Annotated in this window: 21 protein-coding genes; 9 read left to right on the forward strand and 12 right to left on the reverse strand. The window is 71.8% G+C overall.

The window, feature by feature from the left end:
• The first annotated feature begins 159 nt into the window (after window positions 1-159).
• Both ACIQPR_RS04740 and ACIQPR_RS04745 read left to right on the forward strand, forming a co-directional pair.
• Window positions 160-855 (forward strand): hypothetical protein, encoded by a 696-nt coding sequence (locus ACIQPR_RS04740; RefSeq protein WP_403641868.1) that lies wholly within the window; start codon window positions 160-162, stop codon window positions 853-855.
• A gap of 23 nt (window positions 856-878) precedes the next feature.
• A complete protein-coding gene (locus ACIQPR_RS04745) occupies window positions 879-1,673 on the forward strand; it encodes a hypothetical protein (protein WP_403641871.1) in 795 nt (264 codons plus the stop codon).
• An 18-nt stretch (window positions 1,674-1,691) separates the two neighbouring features.
• Here ACIQPR_RS04745 and ACIQPR_RS04750 read toward each other — a convergent pair whose 3' ends face one another.
• The 3 genes from ACIQPR_RS04750 to ACIQPR_RS04760 form a co-directional block, all read right to left on the reverse strand.
• On the reverse strand, window positions 1,692-2,348 hold the full coding sequence (locus ACIQPR_RS04750; RefSeq protein WP_403641874.1) for a LuxR C-terminal-related transcriptional regulator: 657 nt from the start codon (window positions 2,346-2,348) through the stop codon (window positions 1,692-1,694).
• Window positions 2,349-2,450: 102 nt separating this feature from the next.
• Window positions 2,451-3,386, reverse strand: a complete 936-nt coding sequence (locus ACIQPR_RS04755) for an LLM class F420-dependent oxidoreductase (protein WP_403641877.1) — start codon at window positions 3,384-3,386, stop codon at window positions 2,451-2,453.
• Complete coding sequence (locus ACIQPR_RS04760) at window positions 3,383-4,639, reverse strand: amidohydrolase family protein (protein ID WP_403641880.1); 1,257 nt, start codon at window positions 4,637-4,639, stop codon at window positions 3,383-3,385. Before ACIQPR_RS04760 ends, ACIQPR_RS04755 begins: the two co-directional genes overlap by 4 nt.
• A gap of 210 nt (window positions 4,640-4,849) precedes the next feature.
• On the opposite strand from ACIQPR_RS04760, the gene ACIQPR_RS04765 reads away from it, so the two are divergent.
• Window positions 4,850-7,801, forward strand: coding sequence for a BTAD domain-containing putative transcriptional regulator (locus tag ACIQPR_RS04765; protein ID WP_403641883.1), 2,952 nt, complete (start codon window positions 4,850-4,852; stop codon window positions 7,799-7,801).
• A 204-nt stretch (window positions 7,802-8,005) separates the two neighbouring features.
• Window positions 8,006-8,215 carry a hypothetical protein gene (locus ACIQPR_RS04770; protein WP_403641884.1) on the forward strand — a complete coding sequence of 70 codons (210 nt, stop codon included), beginning with the start codon at window positions 8,006-8,008 and terminating at the stop codon, window positions 8,213-8,215.
• A 78-nt stretch (window positions 8,216-8,293) separates the two neighbouring features.
• Here ACIQPR_RS04770 and ACIQPR_RS04775 read toward each other — a convergent pair whose 3' ends face one another.
• From ACIQPR_RS04775 to ACIQPR_RS04785, 3 genes are read right to left on the reverse strand one after another with little or no spacing between them, the layout of a single operon-like run.
• Window positions 8,294-8,689 (reverse strand): hypothetical protein, encoded by a 396-nt coding sequence (locus ACIQPR_RS04775; RefSeq protein ID WP_403641887.1) that lies wholly within the window; start codon window positions 8,687-8,689, stop codon window positions 8,294-8,296.
• Window positions 8,689-8,967: a hypothetical protein gene (locus ACIQPR_RS04780; RefSeq protein ID WP_403641890.1), complete on the reverse strand. Its 279-nt coding sequence runs from the start codon at window positions 8,965-8,967 to the stop codon at window positions 8,689-8,691. Before ACIQPR_RS04780 ends, ACIQPR_RS04775 begins: the two co-directional genes overlap by 1 nt.
• Window positions 8,968-8,987: 20 nt before the next feature.
• The gene (locus ACIQPR_RS04785) at window positions 8,988-10,568 is read right to left on the reverse strand and encodes a FadD3 family acyl-CoA ligase (RefSeq protein WP_403641892.1); all 1,581 of its coding nucleotides are present in this window, start codon (window positions 10,566-10,568) and stop codon (window positions 8,988-8,990) included.
• Window positions 10,569-10,681: 113 nt separating this feature from the next.
• Here ACIQPR_RS04785 and ACIQPR_RS04790 point away from each other — a divergent pair, with 113 nt between their 5' ends.
• Genes ACIQPR_RS04790 through ACIQPR_RS04800 form a run of 3 tightly spaced genes read left to right on the forward strand, consistent with a single transcriptional unit; the run spans window position 10,682 to window position 13,033 of the window.
• Complete coding sequence (locus ACIQPR_RS04790; RefSeq protein WP_403642926.1) at window positions 10,682-11,830, forward strand: lipid-transfer protein; 1,149 nt, start codon at window positions 10,682-10,684, stop codon at window positions 11,828-11,830.
• Between the two features lie 19 nt (window positions 11,831-11,849).
• Window positions 11,850-12,266, forward strand: a complete 417-nt coding sequence (locus tag ACIQPR_RS04795) for a Zn-ribbon domain-containing OB-fold protein (RefSeq protein WP_403641895.1) — start codon at window positions 11,850-11,852, stop codon at window positions 12,264-12,266.
• The gene (locus ACIQPR_RS04800; RefSeq protein WP_403641898.1) at window positions 12,263-13,033 is read left to right on the forward strand and encodes an enoyl-CoA hydratase/isomerase family protein; all 771 of its coding nucleotides are present in this window, start codon (window positions 12,263-12,265) and stop codon (window positions 13,031-13,033) included. The genes ACIQPR_RS04795 and ACIQPR_RS04800 overlap by 4 nt, the downstream gene beginning before the upstream one ends.
• Here the strand turns inward: ACIQPR_RS04800 and ACIQPR_RS04805 are convergent.
• The 3 genes from ACIQPR_RS04805 to ACIQPR_RS04815 form a co-directional block, all read right to left on the reverse strand.
• The gene (locus ACIQPR_RS04805) at window positions 13,030-13,524 is read right to left on the reverse strand and encodes a hypothetical protein (protein WP_403641900.1); all 495 of its coding nucleotides are present in this window, start codon (window positions 13,522-13,524) and stop codon (window positions 13,030-13,032) included. The two genes, ACIQPR_RS04800 and ACIQPR_RS04805, sit on opposite strands and share 4 nt — an antisense overlap.
• A gap of 32 nt (window positions 13,525-13,556) precedes the next feature.
• On the reverse strand, window positions 13,557-15,902 hold the full coding sequence (locus ACIQPR_RS04810) for a PQQ-binding-like beta-propeller repeat protein (protein ID WP_403641903.1): 2,346 nt from the start codon (window positions 15,900-15,902) through the stop codon (window positions 13,557-13,559).
• 179 nt (window positions 15,903-16,081) lie between these two features.
• On the reverse strand, window positions 16,082-16,804 hold the full coding sequence (locus ACIQPR_RS04815; RefSeq protein ID WP_403641905.1) for a VOC family protein: 723 nt from the start codon (window positions 16,802-16,804) through the stop codon (window positions 16,082-16,084).
• Between the two features lie 134 nt (window positions 16,805-16,938).
• On the opposite strand from ACIQPR_RS04815, the gene ACIQPR_RS04820 reads away from it, so the two are divergent.
• Window positions 16,939-17,574, forward strand: a complete 636-nt coding sequence (locus tag ACIQPR_RS04820; RefSeq protein ID WP_403642929.1) for a TetR family transcriptional regulator — start codon at window positions 16,939-16,941, stop codon at window positions 17,572-17,574.
• Between the two features lie 45 nt (window positions 17,575-17,619).
• Here ACIQPR_RS04820 and ACIQPR_RS04825 read toward each other — a convergent pair whose 3' ends face one another.
• Window positions 17,620-18,105 carry a nitroreductase family deazaflavin-dependent oxidoreductase gene (locus tag ACIQPR_RS04825; RefSeq protein WP_403641907.1) on the reverse strand — a complete coding sequence of 162 codons (486 nt, stop codon included), beginning with the start codon at window positions 18,103-18,105 and terminating at the stop codon, window positions 17,620-17,622.
• The gene (locus ACIQPR_RS04830) at window positions 18,102-19,292 is read right to left on the reverse strand and encodes an acyl-CoA dehydrogenase family protein (RefSeq protein WP_403641910.1); all 1,191 of its coding nucleotides are present in this window, start codon (window positions 19,290-19,292) and stop codon (window positions 18,102-18,104) included. The genes ACIQPR_RS04825 and ACIQPR_RS04830 overlap by 4 nt, the downstream gene beginning before the upstream one ends.
• A 76-nt stretch (window positions 19,293-19,368) precedes the next feature.
• On the opposite strand from ACIQPR_RS04830, the gene ACIQPR_RS04835 reads away from it, so the two are divergent.
• Window positions 19,369-20,541 (forward strand): thiolase C-terminal domain-containing protein, encoded by a 1,173-nt coding sequence (locus ACIQPR_RS04835; protein ID WP_403641912.1) that lies wholly within the window; start codon window positions 19,369-19,371, stop codon window positions 20,539-20,541.
• Window positions 20,542-20,584: 43 nt separating this feature from the next.
• Here ACIQPR_RS04835 and ACIQPR_RS04840 read toward each other — a convergent pair whose 3' ends face one another.
• Window positions 20,585-20,749 carry a hypothetical protein gene (locus ACIQPR_RS04840; protein WP_403641915.1) on the reverse strand — a complete coding sequence of 55 codons (165 nt, stop codon included), beginning with the start codon at window positions 20,747-20,749 and terminating at the stop codon, window positions 20,585-20,587.
• Window positions 20,750-20,790 lie beyond the last annotated feature (41 nt).

Below are 20,790 nucleotides of genomic sequence, written 5' to 3' on the forward strand. Positions count from 1 at the left end.
TGCACAAGCACACATCAAGTGACCCGGAAGTAGGGATATTTGACCCTGGGCACGGGCCATGACCGACACCAATAATCCTTCACGACCGAGTAAAGCCCAGCCCAAGGAACGGAGTTCTTCGTGGCCAGAAGGAGACTGCGGAACAGGAAAGTCAGGTTCGTGGCGATCGGCGCCGCCCTGGCGACCGGCGGGGCCGTGGTCGCACTGCTGCCGTCGGCGAACGCGGCCGAGGAGAAGACTCCCGCGCAGATCATGACGATGTGCAACCGGTCAGCGGTCCTCAACGGCAAGCAGCAGTCGGTGAGCGATTTCGGGGGCGGATTCGCGGACGGCTTCATGGCCGACAACTGCGATTTCGTCGAGACGAAGTTCGAGACGTTCAACGGGCCCACCGAGAAGGCCTCCATCGACTTCCCCAACTGCGAGCCCGACGCCACCGCGCCGGCCAAGGTGTCGATCGCCTGGGAGTCCGAGGTGGCCCAGGGCAAGGGCCGCCAGATCGCCGTCGTGCAGGGCGGGTCGGGCGGGCTGTTCGGTGTCCTGAGCGGGGCGTGGTCGGTGCACAAGAGCACCCTCGACATGACGACGAACACCGCCAAGGCCGGCAGCAAGGACACCTTCGAGGTGCCCGTCGGCAAGGTCGTCGCCATCGAGTTCACGCCCAAGATGCAGCGGATGACGGGCGAATGGCGGGTGCGTATCGACGCGGACCCCGGCAGCTTCGCGGTGAACCCCAGCCCCGAGCAGAACTTCGTCCTGGAGGACGTCGTCGAGGGCCCCGTCATGCTGCCCGGCGCGGCCGGCGCGCCCGGTGTGGTGGACGGGATCGCCAAGCCCGTCTTCACCGACTGCTGAACCCCCCTACCTTGGAGAACCCCATGTCACGCTCCAGAAGTCACCGCGGTCGCAAGAAGCGCGTCACCCTCGTCCTCGCCCCCCTGGCCGCCGTGGCCGCCGGGGTCTCGCTGATGAGCCAGGCCGGCGCGGCCACGCCCTCGGAGGTGTCGGCCGACTGCCGTGCGGACTCGGACAAGCTGAGCGACTGCGAGTTCGTCGACGTCCAGTTCAAGCAGAACAGCCTCGGGCCCAACGAGCGGGTCTCCGCGGTCTCCGACAACTGCGGTGTGGCGTCCACGGCTTCGAAGACGTTCAGCGTGAGCGCCTCGGTGACCCGCACCGTCCAGCTGGAGGAGGGCTTCATCACCGACAGCTCCATCAAGCTGGCCGGGTCCATCTTCGAGATCGGCGCGAAGTTCCAGACCAAGGACGTCAACATCACCCGGGACGACACGAAGACCACGCTGGCCTTCGAGCGGACCGACACCGTACAGGCGGACCATGTCGCCTACTTCATGTGGTCGCACAAGCGGACCGATGTGAGCGGATTCCTCAAGGCGACCTACAAAGAGCCGCAGGACGGACAGACGGTGTTCTTCGCGCCGAGCGAGGGCGCGGCGACCGTGCACGTCTTCTATCCGCAGCTCCTGAAGAACGGGACGCCCGACGGCCGCCTCTGGCTGCGGAATGTGCAGTGCGGTACGCCCGAGGCGAATTCCGTGCTGAACGCGGGCGGAGACCGGGTGCTGGCCGTCCGTTCGGAGCCCGGATTCGGTGAGGGCGGGGACGCGGTGACCGATGTGGAGATTCCGCTGTCGGAGATTTCCGCGCCCTGAACGGGAATTGACGGATTCTCAGCTGTGAAGCACGGGAGTGGTGCCGGTGGCCCCCAGCCAGCGCAGCACCGCCTCCGTGCCGCCCCGGGCGCCGAGCTTGGCGTAGATGTTGCTGAGGTTGTTGCGGACGGTCTTCTCGCTCAGTCTCAGCCGCAGTCCGATCTCCTGGGCGCCGAGGCCGGTCGACAGCAGTTCGATGATCTGGGTCTCGCGCGGTGAGAGCAGGGACCGCAGCCGCTCCGGGGCGTCACCGGCGGCCGACTGCCGGCCGGCCGCCTCGCGCACCGCGGCGCAGGCCGCCGGGGAGAGATAGGTGTGGCCGACGGTGGCCGCCAGCACCGCCGAGGACAGCATGTGGGTGCAGTGGTCGCCCTCGACCAGATAGCCGGCGCCGCTGCGGAAGGCCTCCACCACCACGTCGGTGTCCCGGTGCGGGCTGACGACGATCACCGGGACGCTCCGCCCGTCCAGCGCCTTGAGCAGCTCCGGCAGGGCCGCGCCGGGATCGGCGCAGCTGAGGACGGTGACGTCCACCCCCGGGTAGGGCCGCGGATACGGCGGCCGGACCCGCACCAGCCGGGCCACGTGCGGGTCTTCGGGCTCGGGCCAGTCCTGGTGCGGCCAGTCGCCCCCGGCGCGGGCGAGGGCGACGGACAGTCGCTGGGAGGATCGCACTCGGGGGTCCTTCCGCCGGGGCCATCACGTCCGTACGTCCTTACCTACGCGGGTCGGCGTGGACATGTTCAAATCTTCAAGGAGAGCTCGGGGCGGCCCGGTTCAGGAATCCTGGTCCAGAAGCGGTCCCACCTCCGTCCCGAACGCCGTGATCTGGTCGGTGAGTTCGGCGCGGTCGCGGCAGCGGAACCGCACCTGGATCTGGTCCACGCCCATCGCGCCGTAGGCACGCAGGGATTCGGCGAGGGCCTCGGGCGATCCGCTGAGCGTGCGCCGCCCGACCTCCCAGCCCGGGTCGCCCACGTACAGCGGCTCGGTGATGGCTCCGAACATGAACTTGCCCTGGAGGGCGGCCTCTTCGCGCAGGCGCCGGATCCGGGCGATCTGCGCGGGCAGCCGGTCGCGCGGGTCGCCCTGCGGCAGCCAGCCGTCCGCCTTGAGGGCGGCCCGGCGTACGGCGGCGGGCGAGGAGCCGCCGACCCAGAGCGGGACGTGCTCCTGCGCGGGCCTGGGCCGCTGCCCCAGCCCTTCGAAGTCGTACGACTTGCCGTGGTGCTCGGGGAATTCGTCCGGGCCCAGGGCCGCGCGCAGGGCGTCGATCGCCTCGTCGAGGACGGGCCCGCGGCGGTCGAAGTCGACGCCCAGCGCCTCGAACTCCTCCCGTACGTGCCCGGCGCCGACCCCGAGGAGCAGCCGGCCGCCGCTGAGGTGGTCGAGGGTGGCGTACTGCTTGGCGGTGATCAGCGGGTGGCGCAGCCCGACGACCGCCACATGGCTGAGCAGCCGGACCCGCTCGGTCACGCCGGCCAGGAAGGAGAGGGTGGCGACGGGGTCGTACCAGATGGTGCTCATCGCGGCGGCGAGGCGGCGCGGGACGCCGACGTGGTCGCAGCCCGCGATGTAGTCGAAGCCGGACCCGTCGGCGGCGCGGGCGATCGCGACGAGGTCGGCGGGGCCCGCGTCGGCCTCCCAGGGTTCGGCGTAGATGGTGCTCTGCGACTGGACGGGCAGCTGGATGCCGTAGGCGAGGCGGCTCATGCGGGTCCGCCCCACAGGCCGTCCGGTGTCAGGCCCAGCAGGTCGATCGCGTTGCCCCGGACGATCCGCTCGACCACGTCCGGCGGCAGATGCCCCATCTGCGCCTCGCCGACCTCGCGGGACTTGGGCCAGGTGGAGTCGGAGTGCGGGTAGTCGGTCTCGTACAGCACATTGCCGACGCCGATGGAGTCCAGATTGCGCAGCCCGAACGCGTCGTCGAAGAAGCAGCCGTAGACGTGCTCGGTGAAGAGTTCGGACGGCGGGCGGTGGACCTTGTCGGCGACGCCGCCCCAGGCGCGGTTCTCCTCCCAGACGACGTCGGCGCGCTCCAGGATGTAGGGGATCCAGCCGATCTGCCCCTCGGCGTACATGACCTTGAGGTCGGGGAAGCGTTCGAACTTGCCGCTCATCAGCCAATCCACCATGGAATAGCAGCAGTTGGCGAAGGTGATGGTGGAGCCGACGGCGGGCGGGGCGTCCGCGGAGGTGGAGGGCATCCGGCTGCTGGAGCCGATGTGCATCGCGATGACCGTGCGGGTCTCGGCGCAGGCCGCCAGGAAAGGGTCCCACTCGTCGGTGTGGATCGAGGGCAGGCCCAGGTGCGGGGGTATCTCGGAGAACGCGACGGCACGGACCCCGCGGGCCGCGTTGCGGCGCACCTCGGCGGCGGCCAACTCGGCGTCCCACAAAGGGATCAGGGGCAGCGGGATCAGCCGGCCGGCCGCCTGCGGGCCGCACCACTCCTCCACCATCCAGTCGTTGTAGGCGCGCACGCACAGCAACCCCAGCTCGCGGTCGGCGGCCTCGGTGAACGTCTGGCCGCAGAAGCGCGGGAAGGTGGGGAAACACAGCGCGGACTGGACGTGGTTGACGTCCATGTCGGCGAGCCTGGACGGGACGTCGTACGAACCGGGCCGCATCTGCTCGTAAGTGATGACTTCGAGCTTGATCTCGTCCCTGCTGTAGCCGACCGCGGTGTCCAGGCGGGTGAGCGGGCGGTGCAGATCCTCGTACACCCACCAGTCGCCGATGGGCCCGTCGTCGCCCGGCTCGCCCATGACGGGCTTGAACCGGCCGCCGAGGAAGGTCATTTCCTTCAGCGGGGCGCGCACCACGCGCGGGCCGGTGTCCAGGTACTTCTTGGGCAGCCGGTGCTGCCAGACGTCGGCGGGCTCCACGGTGTGGTCGTCGACGGAGATGATCGGCGGCAGGGGTGTCCCGGGGGCGGCGGGGGTGCTGGTCTGGGTGTCCATGGCGCCCACGGTAGCGCCGATCTGACGACCCGTCAGTAAGCTGGATCGGGGTTCGGGGTGCTCGGTTCTGTGCGGAACTGTGCGCGGGCCGTGTGAGAGCCTTGTGATATGCCGCGTGGCGACCTGTGAGCGCTGTCTCCGAGTGCTGACGCGACCGCCGCCGACAAGGCAAACTGGCGTAGTTGTCAGGCATGTCTAGGGGGAACGGCGATGGACGGTGGACCGCGAGTACCGGAGCAGCGGCGCCCCGACTCCGGCTCGGAGGAGTCGACGGCGCTGCGCTTCGGCGTGCTCGGTCCGGTACGCGCCTGGCGGGGCCCCGATCCCCTCGCCACCGGCTCGCCGCAGCAACGCGCCCTGCTGGCCGCGCTGTTGCTGCGCGAGGGCCGGACGGCGACCGCCGCCGAGCTGATCGACGCCCTGTGGGGCGAGGACCCGCCCTCGCAGGCGCTGGCCGCGGTGCGGACGTACGCGTCGCGGCTGCGCAAGGCGCTGGACGCCGGGGTGCTGGTCAGCGAGTCCGGCGGCTACGCCGTACGCGGCCTGCCCGAGGGCGCGTTGGACGCGGCGGTGGCGCAGGACCTGGCGACGGAGGCGGAGAAGGCGAGGTCGGCGGGCGACCTGTGCCGGGCGCGGGACCTGCTCGGCCGCGCGCTCGCGCTGTGGGACGGGGAGGCGCTGGCCGGCGTACCCGGCCCCTACGCCGAGGCGCAGCGCGTCCGGTTGGAGGAGTGGCGCCTGCAACTCCTCGAATCCCGCCTGGACATGGACCTGGAACAGGGCTGCCACGCGGAGGCCGTCAGCGAGTTGACGGCCCTCACGGCCGCGCACCCGCTCCGCGAACGCCTCCGCGAACTGCTGATGCTCGCGCTCTACCGCTCCGGCCGGCAGGCGGAGGCGCTGGCCGTCTACGCCGACACCCGGCGCCTGCTCGCCGACGAACTCGGCGTCGACCCGCGCCCCGGCCTGCGCGAACTCCAGCAGCGCATCCTCCAGGCCGACCCCGGCCTCGCGGAACCGTCCGCCCCGGCCGCGGAGACCGCCCCGGCACCGGTCCGCCCGCACCAACTCCCGGCGACGGTCCCGGACTTCACCGGCCGCGCCGCCTTCGTCTCCGAACTGAGCGAGGTGCTGGCCTCGGCCGAGGGCCGCGTCATGGCGGTGTCGGCGCTGGCCGGCATCGGCGGCGTCGGCAAGACGACCCTCGCGGTGCACGTCGCCCACCAGGCCCGTTCCGCCTTCCCCGACGGCCAGTTGTACGTCGATCTCCAGGGCGCGCGGTCCCGCTCGGCGGAACCGGAGACCGTACTCGGCGCGTTCCTGCGGGCGTTGGGCACCGCGGACTCCGCGATACCGGACACGCTGGAGGAGCGCTCGGCGCTCTACCGCTCCGTCCTGGACGGCCGCCGGGTCCTGGTCCTGCTCGACAACGCGCGGGACGCGGCCCAGGTCAGGCCGCTGCTGCCGGGCACGGAAGGCTGCGCGGCACTGGTGACGTCACGGGTGCGGATGGTGGACCTGGCCGGGGCCCATCTCATCGACCTCGACGTGATGTCCCCCGAGGAGGCACTCCAGCTCTTCACCAAGATCGTCGGCGCCGAACGCGTCGCCGCCGAACGGGAGTCGGCCCTCGACGTGGTCGCGGCCTGCGGCTTCCTGCCCCTGGCCATCCGCATCGCCGCCTCCCGGCTGGCGGCCCGCCGCACCTGGACCGTCTCGGTCCTCGCGGCGAAACTCGCCGACGAGCGCCGCCGCCTGGACGAACTCCAGGCCGGCGACCTCGCCGTGAAGGCCACCTTCGAGCTGGGCTACGGCCAGTTGGAGCCGGCCCAGGCACGCGCCTTCCGCCTGCTGGGCCTCGCGGACGGCCCGGACATCTCCCTCGCGGCGGCGGCGGCCGTACTGGACCTGCCCGCCGAGGAGACCGAGGACCTGCTGGAGTCCCTCGTCGACACCTCCCTGGTGGAATCGGCGGCGCCCGGCCGGTACCGGTACCACGATCTGGTGCGGCTCTACGCGCGTGCGTGCGCGGAGCGCGACGAGTCGCCGCCCAGCGGGCGGGACGCGGCGCTCTCGCGCTTGCTGGACTTCTATCTGGCCACGGCGGCGGAGGTCTACTCGATCGAGCGGCCGGGCGACCGGCTGGTGCACCACCTCGAAGCCACCCGGCATCCCGGGCTGACCTTCGCCGAGGGCAAGAGCGCCGTCGACTGGCTCTACTCCGAGGCCAACTGCCTGCTGGCCTGCATACGCCAGAGCGCCGGGAACGGCATGCTCCGGCGCGCGGTCGACCTGCTGTGGGTCGCCAAGGACCTCGCGGAGTCCGGCGCCAACTCCTACCAGTACGAGACAACCGCCGTGGCCCTGCGCGACCTCGCCCGCGAGGCGGGCGACCGCCGGGCCGAGGGACGGGCGGGCACCGCGCTGACCAACGCCCTGCTGGTCTCCGACAGGTTCGCGCAGGCCGACGAGGAGGCCCGGCTCGCCACGCTCCTGGCCCAGGAGGCGGGCGACCTCGCCCCGTGCTGCTGGCTGCCCAACGACCGGGGCATCATCGCCTTCTACCAGGGCCGCAACGCCGACGGCGAGAAGTACCTCCAGGAGGCGATCGACAACTACCGCGCCGACGGGAACCTGCCGGGCGAGGGCAGCGCCCTGTGCAATCTCTCGCGGATCCGCGTCCGCCTCGGGCGCACCAAGAGCGCCATCGAACTGGCGCGCCGCGGAGTCGCCATCTACGACCAGCTCGGCATGACCGTCCGCCTCGCCAACAGCCGCCTCGCGCTCGGCATCGCCCTCAGCGCGGCCGGACTGCACAGCGAGGCCCTGGAGGAACTCCACGAGGCGCTGCGGCTCTTCCGGACCAACCGCCAGCGGCTCTGGGAGGGGTCGGCGAACTTCCGTATCTCCGAGGCCCATCTCGCCGGCGGCCACCCGGCGCTCGCCGCGCAGCACGCGGAACAGGCGCTGGCCCTCCGTGTCATCGGCGGCGACTGGATGCGCGCCAACGTGCTCACCACGCTGGGGCTGGCGCTCGACCGGCTCGGGCAGACCGACCGGGCCAGGGCCTGCTGGACCGAGGCGCTCAGCATCCACGAGGAGCACGGCGCCGCCGAGGCCGAGCAGGTGCGGGCGCTGCTCGTGCCGGCCGCGGCCGCCTGACCGGGGCGCCGGGTCGCCGTTCATTGTTTGTTTATCGCCTGCCGCCATGCTCATGAGTGCTGATCCGCCGCCTCGGGGGGCAAGCGGCTCAGCGCCTGGCCCCACCACTAAGGTGAACGGCCTTGCGGTGCCCGCCCGGCGACCCTCGGGGGAGTCTCCGGGCGGGCCCTTTCATTCAGGACGTTCGACAGGAAGTTGCCGACGATGAGCGATAGCTCGAAGCAGCAGAACACCACGACGCTGGAGAACCACGCGGGGATCCCGGACGACGGGTCGACCGTCGAGCCGCTGGAGAACCACGCGGGCAGCGTCACCGAGAGCGAGATCATCAAGCCGCTCGAAAACCACGCCGGCCTCATCGCAGAAACGATCCTCACCCCTCAGGAGAACCACGCCGGTTCCGAAGAGGCGTAGCAGGGATCAAGCACACGGGGGATCGACCGCGGCGACACCGAGGGGGAGTCGTCGCGGTCGATGTGTGTGTGGGGGGGGCTACAGGCCTCTGACCATCACGCGCGCCGAGCACAACCGATTCATGTCGTCCACGTCGGACGTGTACAGCACGACACCGCCCGGCTGCCGTCCGGCGATGACCGCGAGGGCGGCGTCGATCGCGTATTTGTGGCCGTGCAGGCCGGTGTCCTTCAGAAGTGCGATCGCCGCGTCGGCCACGTCCCGCGTCACGGGCTCGACCACGACCCGGGACATCGCCCAGCCCCACGCCGCGAGATTCACCTGTCCGTGGTACGCCTCGATGAGGGTCATCGAGCTGGTCAGCACGCGGATGCCGGCCCGATGGGCGTCCTTGAGCCTGGCGAGCATCAGGCGCTCGCCGCGCACCGCCCGGGACAAGCCCTCACTGTCCAGCACATAGCTGCTCGGCCCCATCAGCTCGCCTTCGGGTAGTCGACGTCGTCGACTCCATGCTGACCGGTGAAATGGCGCTCGTTCTCCCTGCGCTCGGCCTCGGCCGCGGCGAGTTCGGCCTCCGTGACGGCACCGTGCTCCTTCTCCAGCCGGTCCACCAGCTCACCCAGCCGATCCCGCTCACGCTGACGCTCTATCGCCCTGGTCACATACGCGCTGAACCCGCCGCTCCCGACCTCCCGCCGGATCTCCTCGGCGAGCTCCTCCGGCAGCGTGACGGTGTACTTCTTCGTTGCCATACCCATCACCATACCGCGCGTCACGACCCCCGCAATTCCCCCTTGACCACCTTCCCGCTCGCGTTCCGGGGCAGCTCCCCCACGAACTCCACGACCCTCGGCACCTTGTAGTTCGCCATCTCGCGGCGGGCCCAGGCGATGAGGTCGTCGGAGGTGAGGGTGACCCCCGGCCGTCGGACGACGTACGCCTTCCCGACCTCCCCGAGCCGCCCGTCCGGTACGCCGATCACCGCCACGTCCGCCACATCGGGATGGACGCCCAGCAGCTGCTCGATCTCCGCGGGGTACGCGTTGAAGCCGCCGACGATGAACATGTCCTTGATCCGGTCGGTGATGCGGAGGTTGCCCAGGTCGTCGAGCACGCCCACGTCGCCGGTGCGCAGCCAGCCGGACCCGTCCAGGACCTCCGCCGTCGCCGCCGGGTCCCGGTAGTAGCCGCGCATCACGTTGAAGCCGCGCACCAGCACCTCGCCGGGGGTGCCGACGGGTGCCTCCACCCGGACCTCCGTGCCGGGGATCGCGCGGCCCGACGTCGACGCGATGACCCTCGGGTCGTCCCCGCGCCGGCACATCGTGACGATGCCGCTGGCCTCCGAGAGGCCGTACGCCGTCAGGACCGTGTCGACGCCCAGTTCGCCCCGCAGCCGCTCGACCAGCCGCAGCGGCACCACCGCCGCGCCGGTGACCACGAGCCGCAGCGCGGAGAGGTCGTGGGCGTCGCGGGCCGGGTGGTCGAGCAGGGACTGGTGGAGGGTGGGCGGGCCGGGCAGGACCGAGACCCGTTCCGCCGCGATGTTCGCCAGCGCCGTGTCCACGTTGAACACCGGCTGCGGGATCATCGTGGCGCCCCGCATCAGACAGGCGATGACGCCCGCCTTGTAGCCGAAGGTGTGGAAGAGCGGGTTCACGATCAGATAGCGGTCGCCGTGCCGCAGCCCGGCCAGGTCGCTCCAGATCTCGTAGCCGCGGAGGGTCTGCGCGTGGGTGATCACCGCGCCCTTGGGGCGGCCGGTCGTGCCGGACGTGAAGATGATGTCCGAGACCGTCGAGCCGTCCAACTCGCCTTCCCGCGCCCGCACTTCCGCCTCGCCGACCCCCTCCCCGCCGGCCAGGAAGTCCTTCCAGGTGCGGAAGTCGGCCGGTGCGTCGTCGGCCAGGACGACGACCTGTTCCAGCGCGGGGAGTCCGGGCAGCGGGCCCCCGCCCGGCCCCTCCCCCGCCGCCCGGCGCAGCGAGGCCACGTACGAGGTGCCCAGGAACGTCCCGGTCACGAACAGCAGCCGGGCCCCGCTGCCGCGCAGCACGTACGACGCCTCGGTCCCCTTGAAGCGCGTGTTCAGCGGCACCAGTACCGCGCCCGCCGACACCGCGCCGAGCGCCGAGACGATCCAGTCCAGCGAGTTCGGCGCCCAGATGCCGACCCGGTCGCCGACCTCGACACCGGCGGCGAGGCAGGCCGCCGCAGCGCGTTCCACCCGGGCGCCGAGTTCGGCGTACGAGATCCGGGTGCGGCCGTCCACGACCGCCTCGGTGTCCGCGTACCGCTCGGCGGCCGACCGGACCAGGCCCGGGATGCTGCCCCACTCCATGTCTGCGCGCATGAACGGCCTCCCTGTACGCGGTAGCTGACTGTCCGTCAGATTAGCTGTAGTCTGACGCCCTGTCAGCTGCCCCGGTGTCACGCGGAGGTGCACGGAGAATGGCCGGACAGCGCATGGCGGGACTGAAGGACGCGACCGCGATCGTCGGCATCGGACAGACCTCCTTCGCCAAACAACTCCCCGAGGACGAACGGACCTTGGCCTGTCGGGCGGTGCTCGCCGCGCTCGACGACGCGGGCATCGCCCCGAGTGAGGTCGACGCCCTCGCCTCCTACACGATGGAGGAGACCGACGAGGTCGAACTCGCGAAGGCGGTCGGCTTCGGCGACCTCACCTTCTTCAGCAAGATCGGCTACGGCGGCGGCGGTTCCTGCGCGACCGTCGCCCACCTCGCCACCGCCATCGCCGCCGGACAGGCGACGGTGGGCGTCGCGTGGCGGTCGCGGAAACGGGGCAGCGGGGTGCGGCCGTGGACCAACACGACCCGCCAACTCCCCACCCCCGCCCAGTGGACCCGCCCCTTCGGGCTGCTGCGGCCGGCCGACGAGATAGCCATGCTGACGCGTCGCTACATGTACGAGTACGGGGCGACCCGCGACCACCTGTTCAACGTCGCCCTCGCCTGCCGCAACCGCGCCAACCAGAACCCGGCCGCGATCATGTACGACCGCCCGCTCACCCGCGAGATGTACATGACCTCCCGGTGGATCAGCGAACCCCTCTGCCTCTTCGACAACTGCCTTGAGACAGATGGGGCGTTGGCCTGTGTCGTCGTCTCGCGCGAACGCGCCCGCGACTGCCGGCGCACCCCCGTCCACATCCACTCCGCCGCCCAGGGCCTCCCCGCCCAGCACCACGGCATGGTCAACTACTGGAACGACGACCCGCTCACCGGCCCCGCCTGGACCACCGCCCGGCACCTGTGGAAGCACGCCGACCTCACCCCGCAGGACGTCGATGTCGCCCAGATCTACGACGCGTTCACCGCCCTGGTCCCGCTCTCCCTGGAGGGCTACGGCTTCTGCGGCCGGGGCGAGGGCGGCGCCTTCACCGAGGGGGGCGCGCTCGAAATCGGCGGGCGGCTGCCCGTCAACACCAGCGGCGGCGGGCTCTCCGAGGCGTACGTCCACGGCTTCAACCTGATCAACGAGGGCGTACGGCAGTTGCGCGGCACCAGCACCGCCCAGATCCCGGACGCCGCCACCTGCCTGGTGACGGCGGGCGAGGGCGTCCCCACCTCCGCCCTGCTGCTCACCAAGTGAACCCGAGGAGTCGACCACCATGCTCTCCCCCGTCACCGACGCCGACGGCGCCCCCTTCTGGCAGTACGCCCGCGCGGGCGAACTCCGCGTCCAGACCTGCGCCGACTGCGCCGAACCCCGCTTCCCGCCCCGCCCCTGCTGCCCCCACTGCCAGTCCTTCGCCGGCGAGTGGCGGCAGCTGAGCGGGCGCGGGCGGATCTGGTCGTACGTCTTCCCGCACCCACCGCTGCTGCCGGACTACGCCGCCGTCGCGCCGTACAACGTGATCGTCGTCGAACTGGTCGACGCGCCGCGGATCCGGCTGGTCGGGAATCTCGTGAGCGGGCCGGGGGCGGCCCTCGACTCCGTCGCGCGCGAACGGGTCCGGATCGGGGCGCGGGTGCAGGTCGTGTTCGACGCGGACGGGCTTCCGCAGTGGGTCCTGGAGCGGTCATGACGCTGCGGACCACCGCCGACAAGGACACCGGGGTCGCCGTCGTCACCCTCGACCGGCCGCACCGGCACAACGCCGTGGACCTCCCGACGGCCGCCGAACTGGCCGCCGTATGGCGGGAGTTGCGCTTCGACGACACTGTACGGGCGGTCGTCCTCACCGGGGCCGGGGAGCGGGCCTTCTGCACCGGCCTGGACCGGGACGCGGTGGTGCCGCAGCCCGACTCGCCCTACATGCAGGACGATCCGCTGCTGCGCATCGGGCCGAAGGCCAACGACCTGTGGAAACCGGTGATCTCCGCCGTGTCCGGGATGGCCTGCGGCGGGGCCTTCTATCTGCTGGGCGAGAGCGAGTTCGTCGTCGCCGACCCGAGCGCCGTGTTCTTCGACCCGCACACCACCTACGGCATGGTCAGCGCCTACGAGTCGGTGCTGATGGCCCACCGGATGCCGTACGGCGAGGTGGCGCGGATGATGCTCATGGGGACGGCCGAGCGGATCACCGCGCAGCGCGCCTACGACATCGGGCTGGTGTCCGAACTCGCGCCGCCCGGCGGGGCGTTGGCAGCCGCCGTGGCCTGCGCGACCGTCATCGCCGGCTATCCGACCGAGGGGGTCCAGGGCACCGTACGGGCGCTGTGGTCGGCGAAGGAGGCGGCGCGGGCGCAGGCCTACGCGCAGGCGCCACCGCTGATCGCCCTCGGAAACCTGCCCGCCGAACGCCAGGCGGAACTGTTCGCCGGACGGCAGCGGGAGTACCGGCTGCGCTAGGTCGTGACGGACGCCTCCGAGTCCGCCTCGCAGTGGTCGACCGGGGTGGTGGTGGCGCGCACGGGGACGCGGACCGTCGCCCTGCCCCCGGCCGGGACCCGGACGCTCGCGCGGCCCTGGTCGAGTTCGTCGCCCCGTGCGTCCAGGAAGGTGACGTGGACGGAGAAGACGGCCCCGCCGCTGTTCGGATTGGCGACCTCGACGCTCGCGTACCGCCGCTGCGCGGTCGCGCAGCTCACCAGCCTCGCCGTGCCGTCCATGAGACCGGCGCTTGCGGAGGAGGCCGTGGAGTGGGGTGAGGAGCGGTACGCGGACCGCCGGTGGGTCGAGGTGTCGTGGTCCTGGCTCGAACTGCTGCACCCGCCACCGCCACCGCCGCCGCTCCGGTGCCGGCTGCCGCTGTGGTGCCGTCCGGTGGAGAAGCCGGTGAGGGTGAGAACCGTCAGTGCCAGTACCGCCGTGAATCTGACCTTGCGCCCCCGCGTCCGCATCCGATCATGCTACCGACCCCGACGGGCACCCCTCACGCGGTCCTCGCGGTGCCCGTCCCCTTCTCCGCGTCGAGGGCGTACACGCAGCGGTCCTTGCTGCACGCGTACACGACACCGTCCCTGACGACGGGCGCCCCGGTGATCTCGCCGCCGGTGGCGAGCTTCCAGCGCAGCCGGCCGTCGTCGGCCTTGAGGGTGTAGAGGAGGTGGTCGGTGGAGCCGAAGTGGATCCGGCCCTCGGCGACGGCGGGGGCGCCCACGATGTCGCCGCCCGCCTGGAAGCGCCACTTGGGGGTGCCGGTGACCGCGTCGAGCGTGTAGAGGCCCTTGCCGCTGCCGACGTGCACGTGCCCGGCGGCGACCAGGACCGGTTCGATGGAGGCGCGCGGCTCGGTCGCGATGCGCCAGCGGTCGCGGCCGTCGGCGGCGTCGAGGGCGTAGACCGTGCCGAGGTAGTCGGCGAGGTAGACACCGCCGCCGGTGACCGCCGGGCCGGGCGCGAAGGTGGGGGCGCAGAGGAAGACGGCGGGGGCCTCGAAGTGCCAGCGGACCCGGCCGCTCGCCACCTCGACGGAGAGCACGCGGGTGCCGGCGGCGACGTAGACCTGACCGTCCGGGGCGGCGGTGACCCGGACGGGCACGCCCCCGCAGGAGGCCGCGTCGCCGATCGGGTACGACCAGCGCTCCTCGCCCGTGCGGGCGTCGAGGGCGCGCAGCCGGGCGTCCTGCCACACGTACACGGTGCCGTCGTGCAGCGCCGGGCCCGCCTCCGGGGACTCGAAGTCGGTCTGCGCGCCGGTCAGCTGCCACAGCTGCTGCCCGGTGGCCGCCTCCCAGGCCTGCACCCCGCCGCCGCGCGTACCGGTGACGACGGTGCCGCGCTCGGCCTTGAGGGAGTACACCCAGGCGTCGGTGGACAGCCGCCACAGGTCACCGCCCTCGCGGGCGTCCAGGGCGAAGAGGGTGGGGCCGTCCGAGGCGTGGATACGGCCGTCCGCGACCGCCATCGACCAGGCGACGTCACGGGTCTTGAAGGAGCGGCGGCCGGTCTGCACGTCGAGTGCGTGCACCTCGAAGGAGGTGACGTAGACGAGGTCGCCCGCGACGGTCGGGGTGCCCCAGACGTCGTTCGACATGCGGAAGCGCCAGGGGCGCCAGCCGGAGGCGGTCTCCGGGGGCAGCGGCGGCGGCGCGGGCACGGCGGGTCCCACGGCGGCGTCGGTGCCGTTGACGCCGGGGCGCGGCCGGGACCAGGAGGCGACGAGACCGGCCTCCGGAGGGGGCGCCTTGACGGCGGCGGCGCGGGCGTCGGCGACCCGGGGCCCGGGGCCGATGGGCACGGGCGCGCCGGCCAGCCGTACGGGCCCGGTGTCGGGGGCGCCGACCGGGACCGGCACCACCGGGTCGTGGGAGGGCGGCGGCGGTACGGCCACGCGCCCGCCGCCGCTGCGGCCGGCGGTGGGCGTCGGTTTCACGGGCGGGCGTCCGCCTCTGCGGCTCTCGATCAGGCCGACCGCGCGCTCGGGCAGCCAGGCCGAGGCGGTGCCGCTGTCGTCGGAACCGGAGCCGAAGAGGTGCGGGGCGAGCTGGGCCTGGAGGTCGGCCGGGTTGGGCCGGCCGGTGGCCTCCATCTGCATACAGGACTCGATGAGGGGGCGCAGCTCGTCCGGGAGGCCGGTGAGGTCGGGACCCTCGCGCAGCAGCATGAAGACGGTCTCGACCGGGTTGGCACCGTGGAACGGAGGGTGTCCGGTGGCGGCGAAGACGAGCATCGAGCCGAGCGAGAACACATCGCTCGCGCCGGTGACGCTGCGGGAGTCCTTGGCCTGCTCCGGGGACATGTAGGCGGGGGTGCCCACCGCCACGTTCGTCATCGTCAGCCGGGTGTTGGAAACACCGGAGGCGATGCCGAAGTCGATGACCCGGGGGCCGTCCTCGACCACGAGGACGTTGGACGGTTTGAGGTCGCGGTGGACCAGGCCCGCCCCGTGGATGGACTGGAGCGCCTCGGCGACCCCCGCCGCGAGCCAACGCACCGCCTGGGCCGGCATCGGCCCGCACTCGTTCACTATCTCTTCCAGCGAGGGCGCCGGCACGTACGCGGTGGCCAGCCACGGCACGGCCGCCCGCGGATCGGCGTCGACCACGGCGGCCGTGTAGAACCCGGAGACGGCCCGCGCGGCTTCCACCTCGCGGGTGAAACGGACCCGGAAGAGCTGGTCCTCGGCGAGTTCCGTCCGCACGGTCTTGATCGCCACCCGCCGGCCGGACGCCGAGCGCGCGAGATAGACCAGCCCCATGCCGCCCGCGCCCAGCCGTCCCAGCACCTCGAACGGCCCGATCCGCCGCGGATCGTGCTGCGTCAGCTGATCCACCACTTGCCTGCCACCTCCCCGTACGGGCCACGCCACCCACATATGTACGCGACCCCGTGCAGCGTCTCACCACCGCACCGCCATGGCGGCACGCACCCTGATTCTTCCTGGCCCGGCCACAGGTTGCGAACCCGGCGACTAATCGGGGTGTCTCGGCATATCTCCGGACAAACGTCCAGGTGTCAGCGTTGCTGTAGCGCGAACGACGCCCCTTGATTGTCGGTGACGACGGCCACATTTCCGTACGACGTCTCGAAGGGCGGGACCTGGACCCGCCCGCCGAGCCGCCGCACGGCCCCCAGAACAGCGGCGATGTCCTCGACCCGGAAGTGCACGAGGAAGTGCGGCGGCATCTCCACCGGGAAGACCTCCGAGACGGGCGCGCGCCCGAAGTCGGGGGCGGCCTCCGGGCCGAAGAGGGCGTCTGTGAAAAGTCCGCCGTAGAACGTGTTCGCGGTCTCCGTGTCGCGGGCGTACAGCTCGGCCCAGCCGAAGGTGCCCGCCTTGTGCCGGACGCCGAAACCGGGATGCCGGGCCGCCTGCCACAGCCCGAAGACGGCGCCCTCCGGATCGGCGGCCAGGGCGGCCGTCCCCAGCTCCCCCACGGGCAGCGGGGCCATGAAGACCTGCCCGCCTGCGTCCCGGATCCGCCCGGTCAGCCGCACCACGTCCGGCGTCGCGAAATACACCGTCCACACAGTCGGCAGCCGCCCGTCCGCCTTGTGGGCGAGCGCGGCGACCGGCTCGCCCTCCTTGCGGGCCCAGACGGAGCCGCCGTACGCCTCCTCGAAGGTCCACCCGAAGAGCTCACCGTAGAACCGCCTGCCCGCAGCCAGGTCCGGCAGCTGCGCGTCCACCCAGCAGGGGACGCCCTCTCCGTACGTGGATGCCCTGTTTTCGGCCATAGCGTCAAAGTAACGGCGCCGCACGCACCCCGCAGACCAGGCACACCACCCTCTGGACCCTCGTGCACCCCATTTGCAGTCGGCCGAATCGCGCTCCGATCACCCCTCGGTAAGCTGACGGCATGACAGGACAAGTGCGTACCGTCGACGGCCGCGTGGCCGGCCGGCGTGGGCAGGCGACCCGGCAGAAGCTGCTCGACTGCCTAAGCGAGATGCTCAGCTCCTCCCCCTACCGGGACGTCAAAGTCATCGATGTCGCCCGGAAGGCGGGGACTTCACCCGCGACCTTCTACCAGTACTTCCCGGACGTCGAAGGCGCCGTCCTGGAAATCGCCGAGCAAATGGCAACGGAGGGCGGGCAGTTGACCGAACTGCTGGCCGGCCGGTCATGGGTCGGCAAGGCAGGCTGGCAGACCGCGCAGGAACTCGTGGAGGGATTCCTTGAGTTCTGGCGCAGGAACGAAGCGATCCTGCGGGTCGTCGACCTCGGAGCGGCCGAGGGCGACAAACGCTTCTACAAGATCCGCATGAAGATCCTCAACTCCGTGAACAACTCCCTCTCGGACGCGGTCGCCGAACTCCAGTCCAAGGGCAGGGTCGACAAGGACGTGAACCCGGCGGCGGTCGCCGGTTCACTGGTCGCGATGCTCGCGGCGGTCGCCTCGCACCAGAAGGGTTTCCAGACGTGGGGCGTCAAGCAGGCTGAACTCAAGCCGAACCTGGCGCTGTTGGTCCACCTGGGCGTGACCGGCAAGAAGCCGACGAAGTAGCGGTTCCTGCTTCCAGGTCCCAAGTCCTGTCTCGCGGGCGGCGGTTCACCCAGGTGGACCGTCGCCTGCCCTGCGTGTGATCCGGAACAGCCGGATCTCCCGCTCCACCCGCGCCTGATAGGTGGCGTACGGCGGCCAGAACACCAGCGCCGCCTGCCACACCTCGGCCCGTTCGTCCCCCGCCAACAGCCGTGCCGTGACCGGGATCTCGGTCCCCTTCCAGCTGATCTCCGCGTCCGGATGGGCGATCAGGTTGCCCGTCCAGGCCGGATGCCCGGTGCGCCCGAAGTTGGACCCGATCAGAATCCACCCGTCCGCCACCGGCATACAGGCCAGCGGCGTACTGCGCGCCTGCCCGCTGCGCGCACCCTTCGCGGTCAGGATCACCCCCGGCAGCATCTGGGCGCTGAGCAGCACCTTCCCGCGCGTCAGCCGGTGCACGGCCCGGTCGAGGGCGGGCACCACATGCGGGGCGACCCTCGCGAACGCGGGCGTCGAGGACACCTTCTGCACCAGCCGGACACCGATCACACCGTCACCTCACGGCTCTCGAAGAGACGCGCTCCCTCGGCGGCGTACGCCCGCAGCCGGTGCACCGGCCCGAAGAGCAGTTCGTCACCGGCGGCCCGCTTGAAATAGAGATGGGCCTCGTGCTCCCAGGTGAAGCCGATCCCCCCGTGCAACTGGATGCCCTCACCCGCGGCCACCCGCAGGGCCTCCAGCGCCTGCGCGAGCGCGAGCCCGCCCACCCGCTCCCCGTGCGCGGCGCCCCAAGCCGCGTAGTAGGCGGCCGACTTGGCCGCCTGGACCTGCACATACACATCGGCCAGCCGGTGCTTCACCGCCTGGAAGGACCCGATCGCCCGCCCGAACTGCTCACGCTGCTTGACGTGTCGGACGGTCCGCTCCAGCACCCGGTCGGCGGCCCCGACGGCCTCGGCGGCGAGCACGGTGGCGGCACCGTCACCGAGCGCGGAAAGCTCCCGCAGCAGCCGCGGGCTGTCGTCGTCGCCCAGCAACTCCCCTTCCACGTCGCGCAGTTCCAGCCGCGCCTGCGGCCGGGTCGCGTCGAGGGAGGTCTGCCGGATCCGCACCAGCCCGGCCGCGTCCCCCGCGACCAGGAACAGCAGAGTCCGTGACCTGGCGAAGCCCCCGGCGTGCGCGGCCACCAGCAGCACCTGGGCACTGTGCCCGTCGAGCACCTGCCCGACCTGCCCGTACAACCGCCAGCCGCCGTCCGCCCGTTGCCGCGCCTGCACCCCGCCCGCCCGCCCGCCGCCGGCCCACTCGCCGCCGTTGGGGCCGGTGAGGGCGAGCGCGGTGGTGAGCGCGGTGCCGGGCACGGCGAGCGCGGCGGTCAGCGAACCGGCGGCGACACGCGGCAGCAGCGCCGCGCGCTGGGCCTCGCTCCCGAGCGCGAGGACGAGCGGCGCGGCGAGCACGGCGGTGGCGAGCAACGGCGACGGAGCCAGCGCGCGCCCCGTCTCCTCGCAGGCCAGGGCGAGTTCGGTGGTCGTACAGCCGACACCGCCGTACGCCGCCGGAAGCGCGAGCCCCGGCAGCCCCAACTGCGCGGCGAGGGCGGCCCACAGGGCGGGATCGTGCCCGGCCGGACTGTCGACGGCGGCCCGCAGCCGCTCCACCCCACAGCGCTTGGCCAGGAGTTCGCGGAGGGTACGGCGGATCTCGTCCTGCTCGGCGGTGAAGCTGGCGTCCATGACACTTCCCTCCAGATCTGACGGTCCGTCATATTAGGAGTCCGGGCACGATATGCACAGAGGGAGGAGGCCCCTCATGACACCGGGGAGCCGCAAGGTCGCCGTGGTGGGCGTGGCCCTGTCCGACTGCGGACGGGTCGACGACACGACCCCCTACGCCCTGCACGCCCAGGCCGCCCGCCGCGCACTCGCCGACGCGGGCCTGGACCGGGCCGTGGTGGACGGCTTCGCGTCGGCGGGCCTGGGCACCCTGCCACCGGTGGAGGTCGCCGAATACCTCGGCCTGCGCCCCACCTGGGTCGACTCAACGGCGGTCGGCGGCTCCACCTGGGAGGTCATGGCGGCGCACGCGGCGGACGCGATAGCGGCGGGCCACGCGAACGCCGTACTCCTGGTCTACGGCTCGACGGCCCGCGCCGACATCAGAGCGGGCCGCAGAACCGGGAACCTCTCCTTCGGCGCCCGCGGCCCGCTCCAGTTCGAGGTCCCCTACGGCCACACCCTGATCGCCAAGTACGCGATGGCCGCGCGCCGCCACATGCTCGAATTCGGCACTACCGTCGAGCAGTTGGCGGAGGTGGCGGTACAGGCCCGCGCCAACGCGGCCCTGAACCCCGAGGCCATGTTCCGCGACCCGATCACCGTGGACGAGGTCCTCGCCGGCCCGATGATCGCGGACCCCTTCACCAAACTGCACTGCTGCATACGGTCGGACGGCGGGGCGGCGGTACTCCTGGCGGCGGAGGAGTACGTACGCGACTGCCGCACGGCACCGGTCTGGATCCTCGGCACCGGAGAACACATCTCACACGCGACGATGTCCGAATGGCCCGACTTCACGGTGTCCCCGGCGGCGGTGAGCGGCAGGCTGGCCTTCGAGCGGGCGGGGCTGCGGCCGGAGGAGATCGACTTCGCCGAGATCTACGACGCGTTCACCTACATGACCCTGGTGACCCTGGAGGACCTGGGCTTCTGCGCGAAGGGTGAGGGCGGCGCCTTCGTCGAGAAGGGACGCCTACGGGTGGAGGGCGGCGAGCTACCGGTGAACACCGACGGCGGCGGCCTCTCGGCCCAACACCCGGGCATGCGGGGCCTGTTCCTACTGGTGGAGGCGGTACACCAACTGCGAGGAGAGGCAGGCGACCGTCAAGTACGCGCCCGAGACGGGGAGTTGCCACGACTCGGGGTCGCCTCGGGGACGGGCGGGTGGTTCTGCTCTTCGGGGACGGTGGTGATGGGGCGGGGGTGAGGGGGTCACGCATACGGAACCGTCACCCCGCCGCACACGTCTCTCAGGCGAGCTTGCCGGCCTGCGCGGTCACCAGGTCGGCGGGGAAGGTGAAGTCCTTGCCGGAAACCATGGAGCCCGCGTTGCTCACGACGAAGTGGGCGAGAGTGGCGCCCTTGCGGAAGACGACGACCTTCCACGGCGCGGAGACACCGTCGACGGGCGTCACGGCGCTGAACGCGGCCGGAGCCCTGCTCCTTTACAAGGGCA

The organism is Streptomyces sp. NPDC091280, assembly GCF_044768565.1.
Taxonomy (GTDB): domain Bacteria; phylum Actinomycetota; class Actinomycetes; order Streptomycetales; family Streptomycetaceae; genus Streptomyces.

Coding starts and splice junctions, on each gene's coding strand:
- ACIQPR_RS04780 (WP_403641890.1), bottom strand. CDS start 8,967: ATGGCAACGAAGAAGTACACCGTCACGCTGCCGGAGGAGCTCGCCGAG.
- ACIQPR_RS04745 (WP_403641871.1), top strand. CDS start 879: ATGTCACGCTCCAGAAGTCACCGCGGTCGCAAGAAGCGCGTCACCCTC.
- ACIQPR_RS04790 (WP_403642926.1), top strand. CDS start 10,682: ATGGCGGGACTGAAGGACGCGACCGCGATCGTCGGCATCGGACAGACC.
- ACIQPR_RS04765 (WP_403641883.1), top strand. CDS start 4,850: ATGGACGGTGGACCGCGAGTACCGGAGCAGCGGCGCCCCGACTCCGGC.
- ACIQPR_RS04755 (WP_403641877.1), bottom strand. CDS start 3,386: ATGAGCCGCCTCGCCTACGGCATCCAGCTGCCCGTCCAGTCGCAGAGC.
- ACIQPR_RS04805 (WP_403641900.1), bottom strand. CDS start 13,524: ATGCGGACGCGGGGGCGCAAGGTCAGATTCACGGCGGTACTGGCACTG.
- ACIQPR_RS04835 (WP_403641912.1), top strand. CDS start 19,369: ATGACACCGGGGAGCCGCAAGGTCGCCGTGGTGGGCGTGGCCCTGTCC.
- ACIQPR_RS04830 (WP_403641910.1), bottom strand. CDS start 19,292: ATGGACGCCAGCTTCACCGCCGAGCAGGACGAGATCCGCCGTACCCTC.
- ACIQPR_RS04775 (WP_403641887.1), bottom strand. CDS start 8,689: ATGGGGCCGAGCAGCTATGTGCTGGACAGTGAGGGCTTGTCCCGGGCG.
- ACIQPR_RS04760 (WP_403641880.1), bottom strand. CDS start 4,639: ATGGACACCCAGACCAGCACCCCCGCCGCCCCCGGGACACCCCTGCCG.
- ACIQPR_RS04770 (WP_403641884.1), top strand. CDS start 8,006: ATGAGCGATAGCTCGAAGCAGCAGAACACCACGACGCTGGAGAACCAC.
- ACIQPR_RS04800 (WP_403641898.1), top strand. CDS start 12,263: ATGACGCTGCGGACCACCGCCGACAAGGACACCGGGGTCGCCGTCGTC.
- ACIQPR_RS04795 (WP_403641895.1), top strand. CDS start 11,850: ATGCTCTCCCCCGTCACCGACGCCGACGGCGCCCCCTTCTGGCAGTAC.
- ACIQPR_RS04815 (WP_403641905.1), bottom strand. CDS start 16,804: ATGGCCGAAAACAGGGCATCCACGTACGGAGAGGGCGTCCCCTGCTGG.
- ACIQPR_RS04785 (WP_403641892.1), bottom strand. CDS start 10,568: ATGCGCGCAGACATGGAGTGGGGCAGCATCCCGGGCCTGGTCCGGTCG.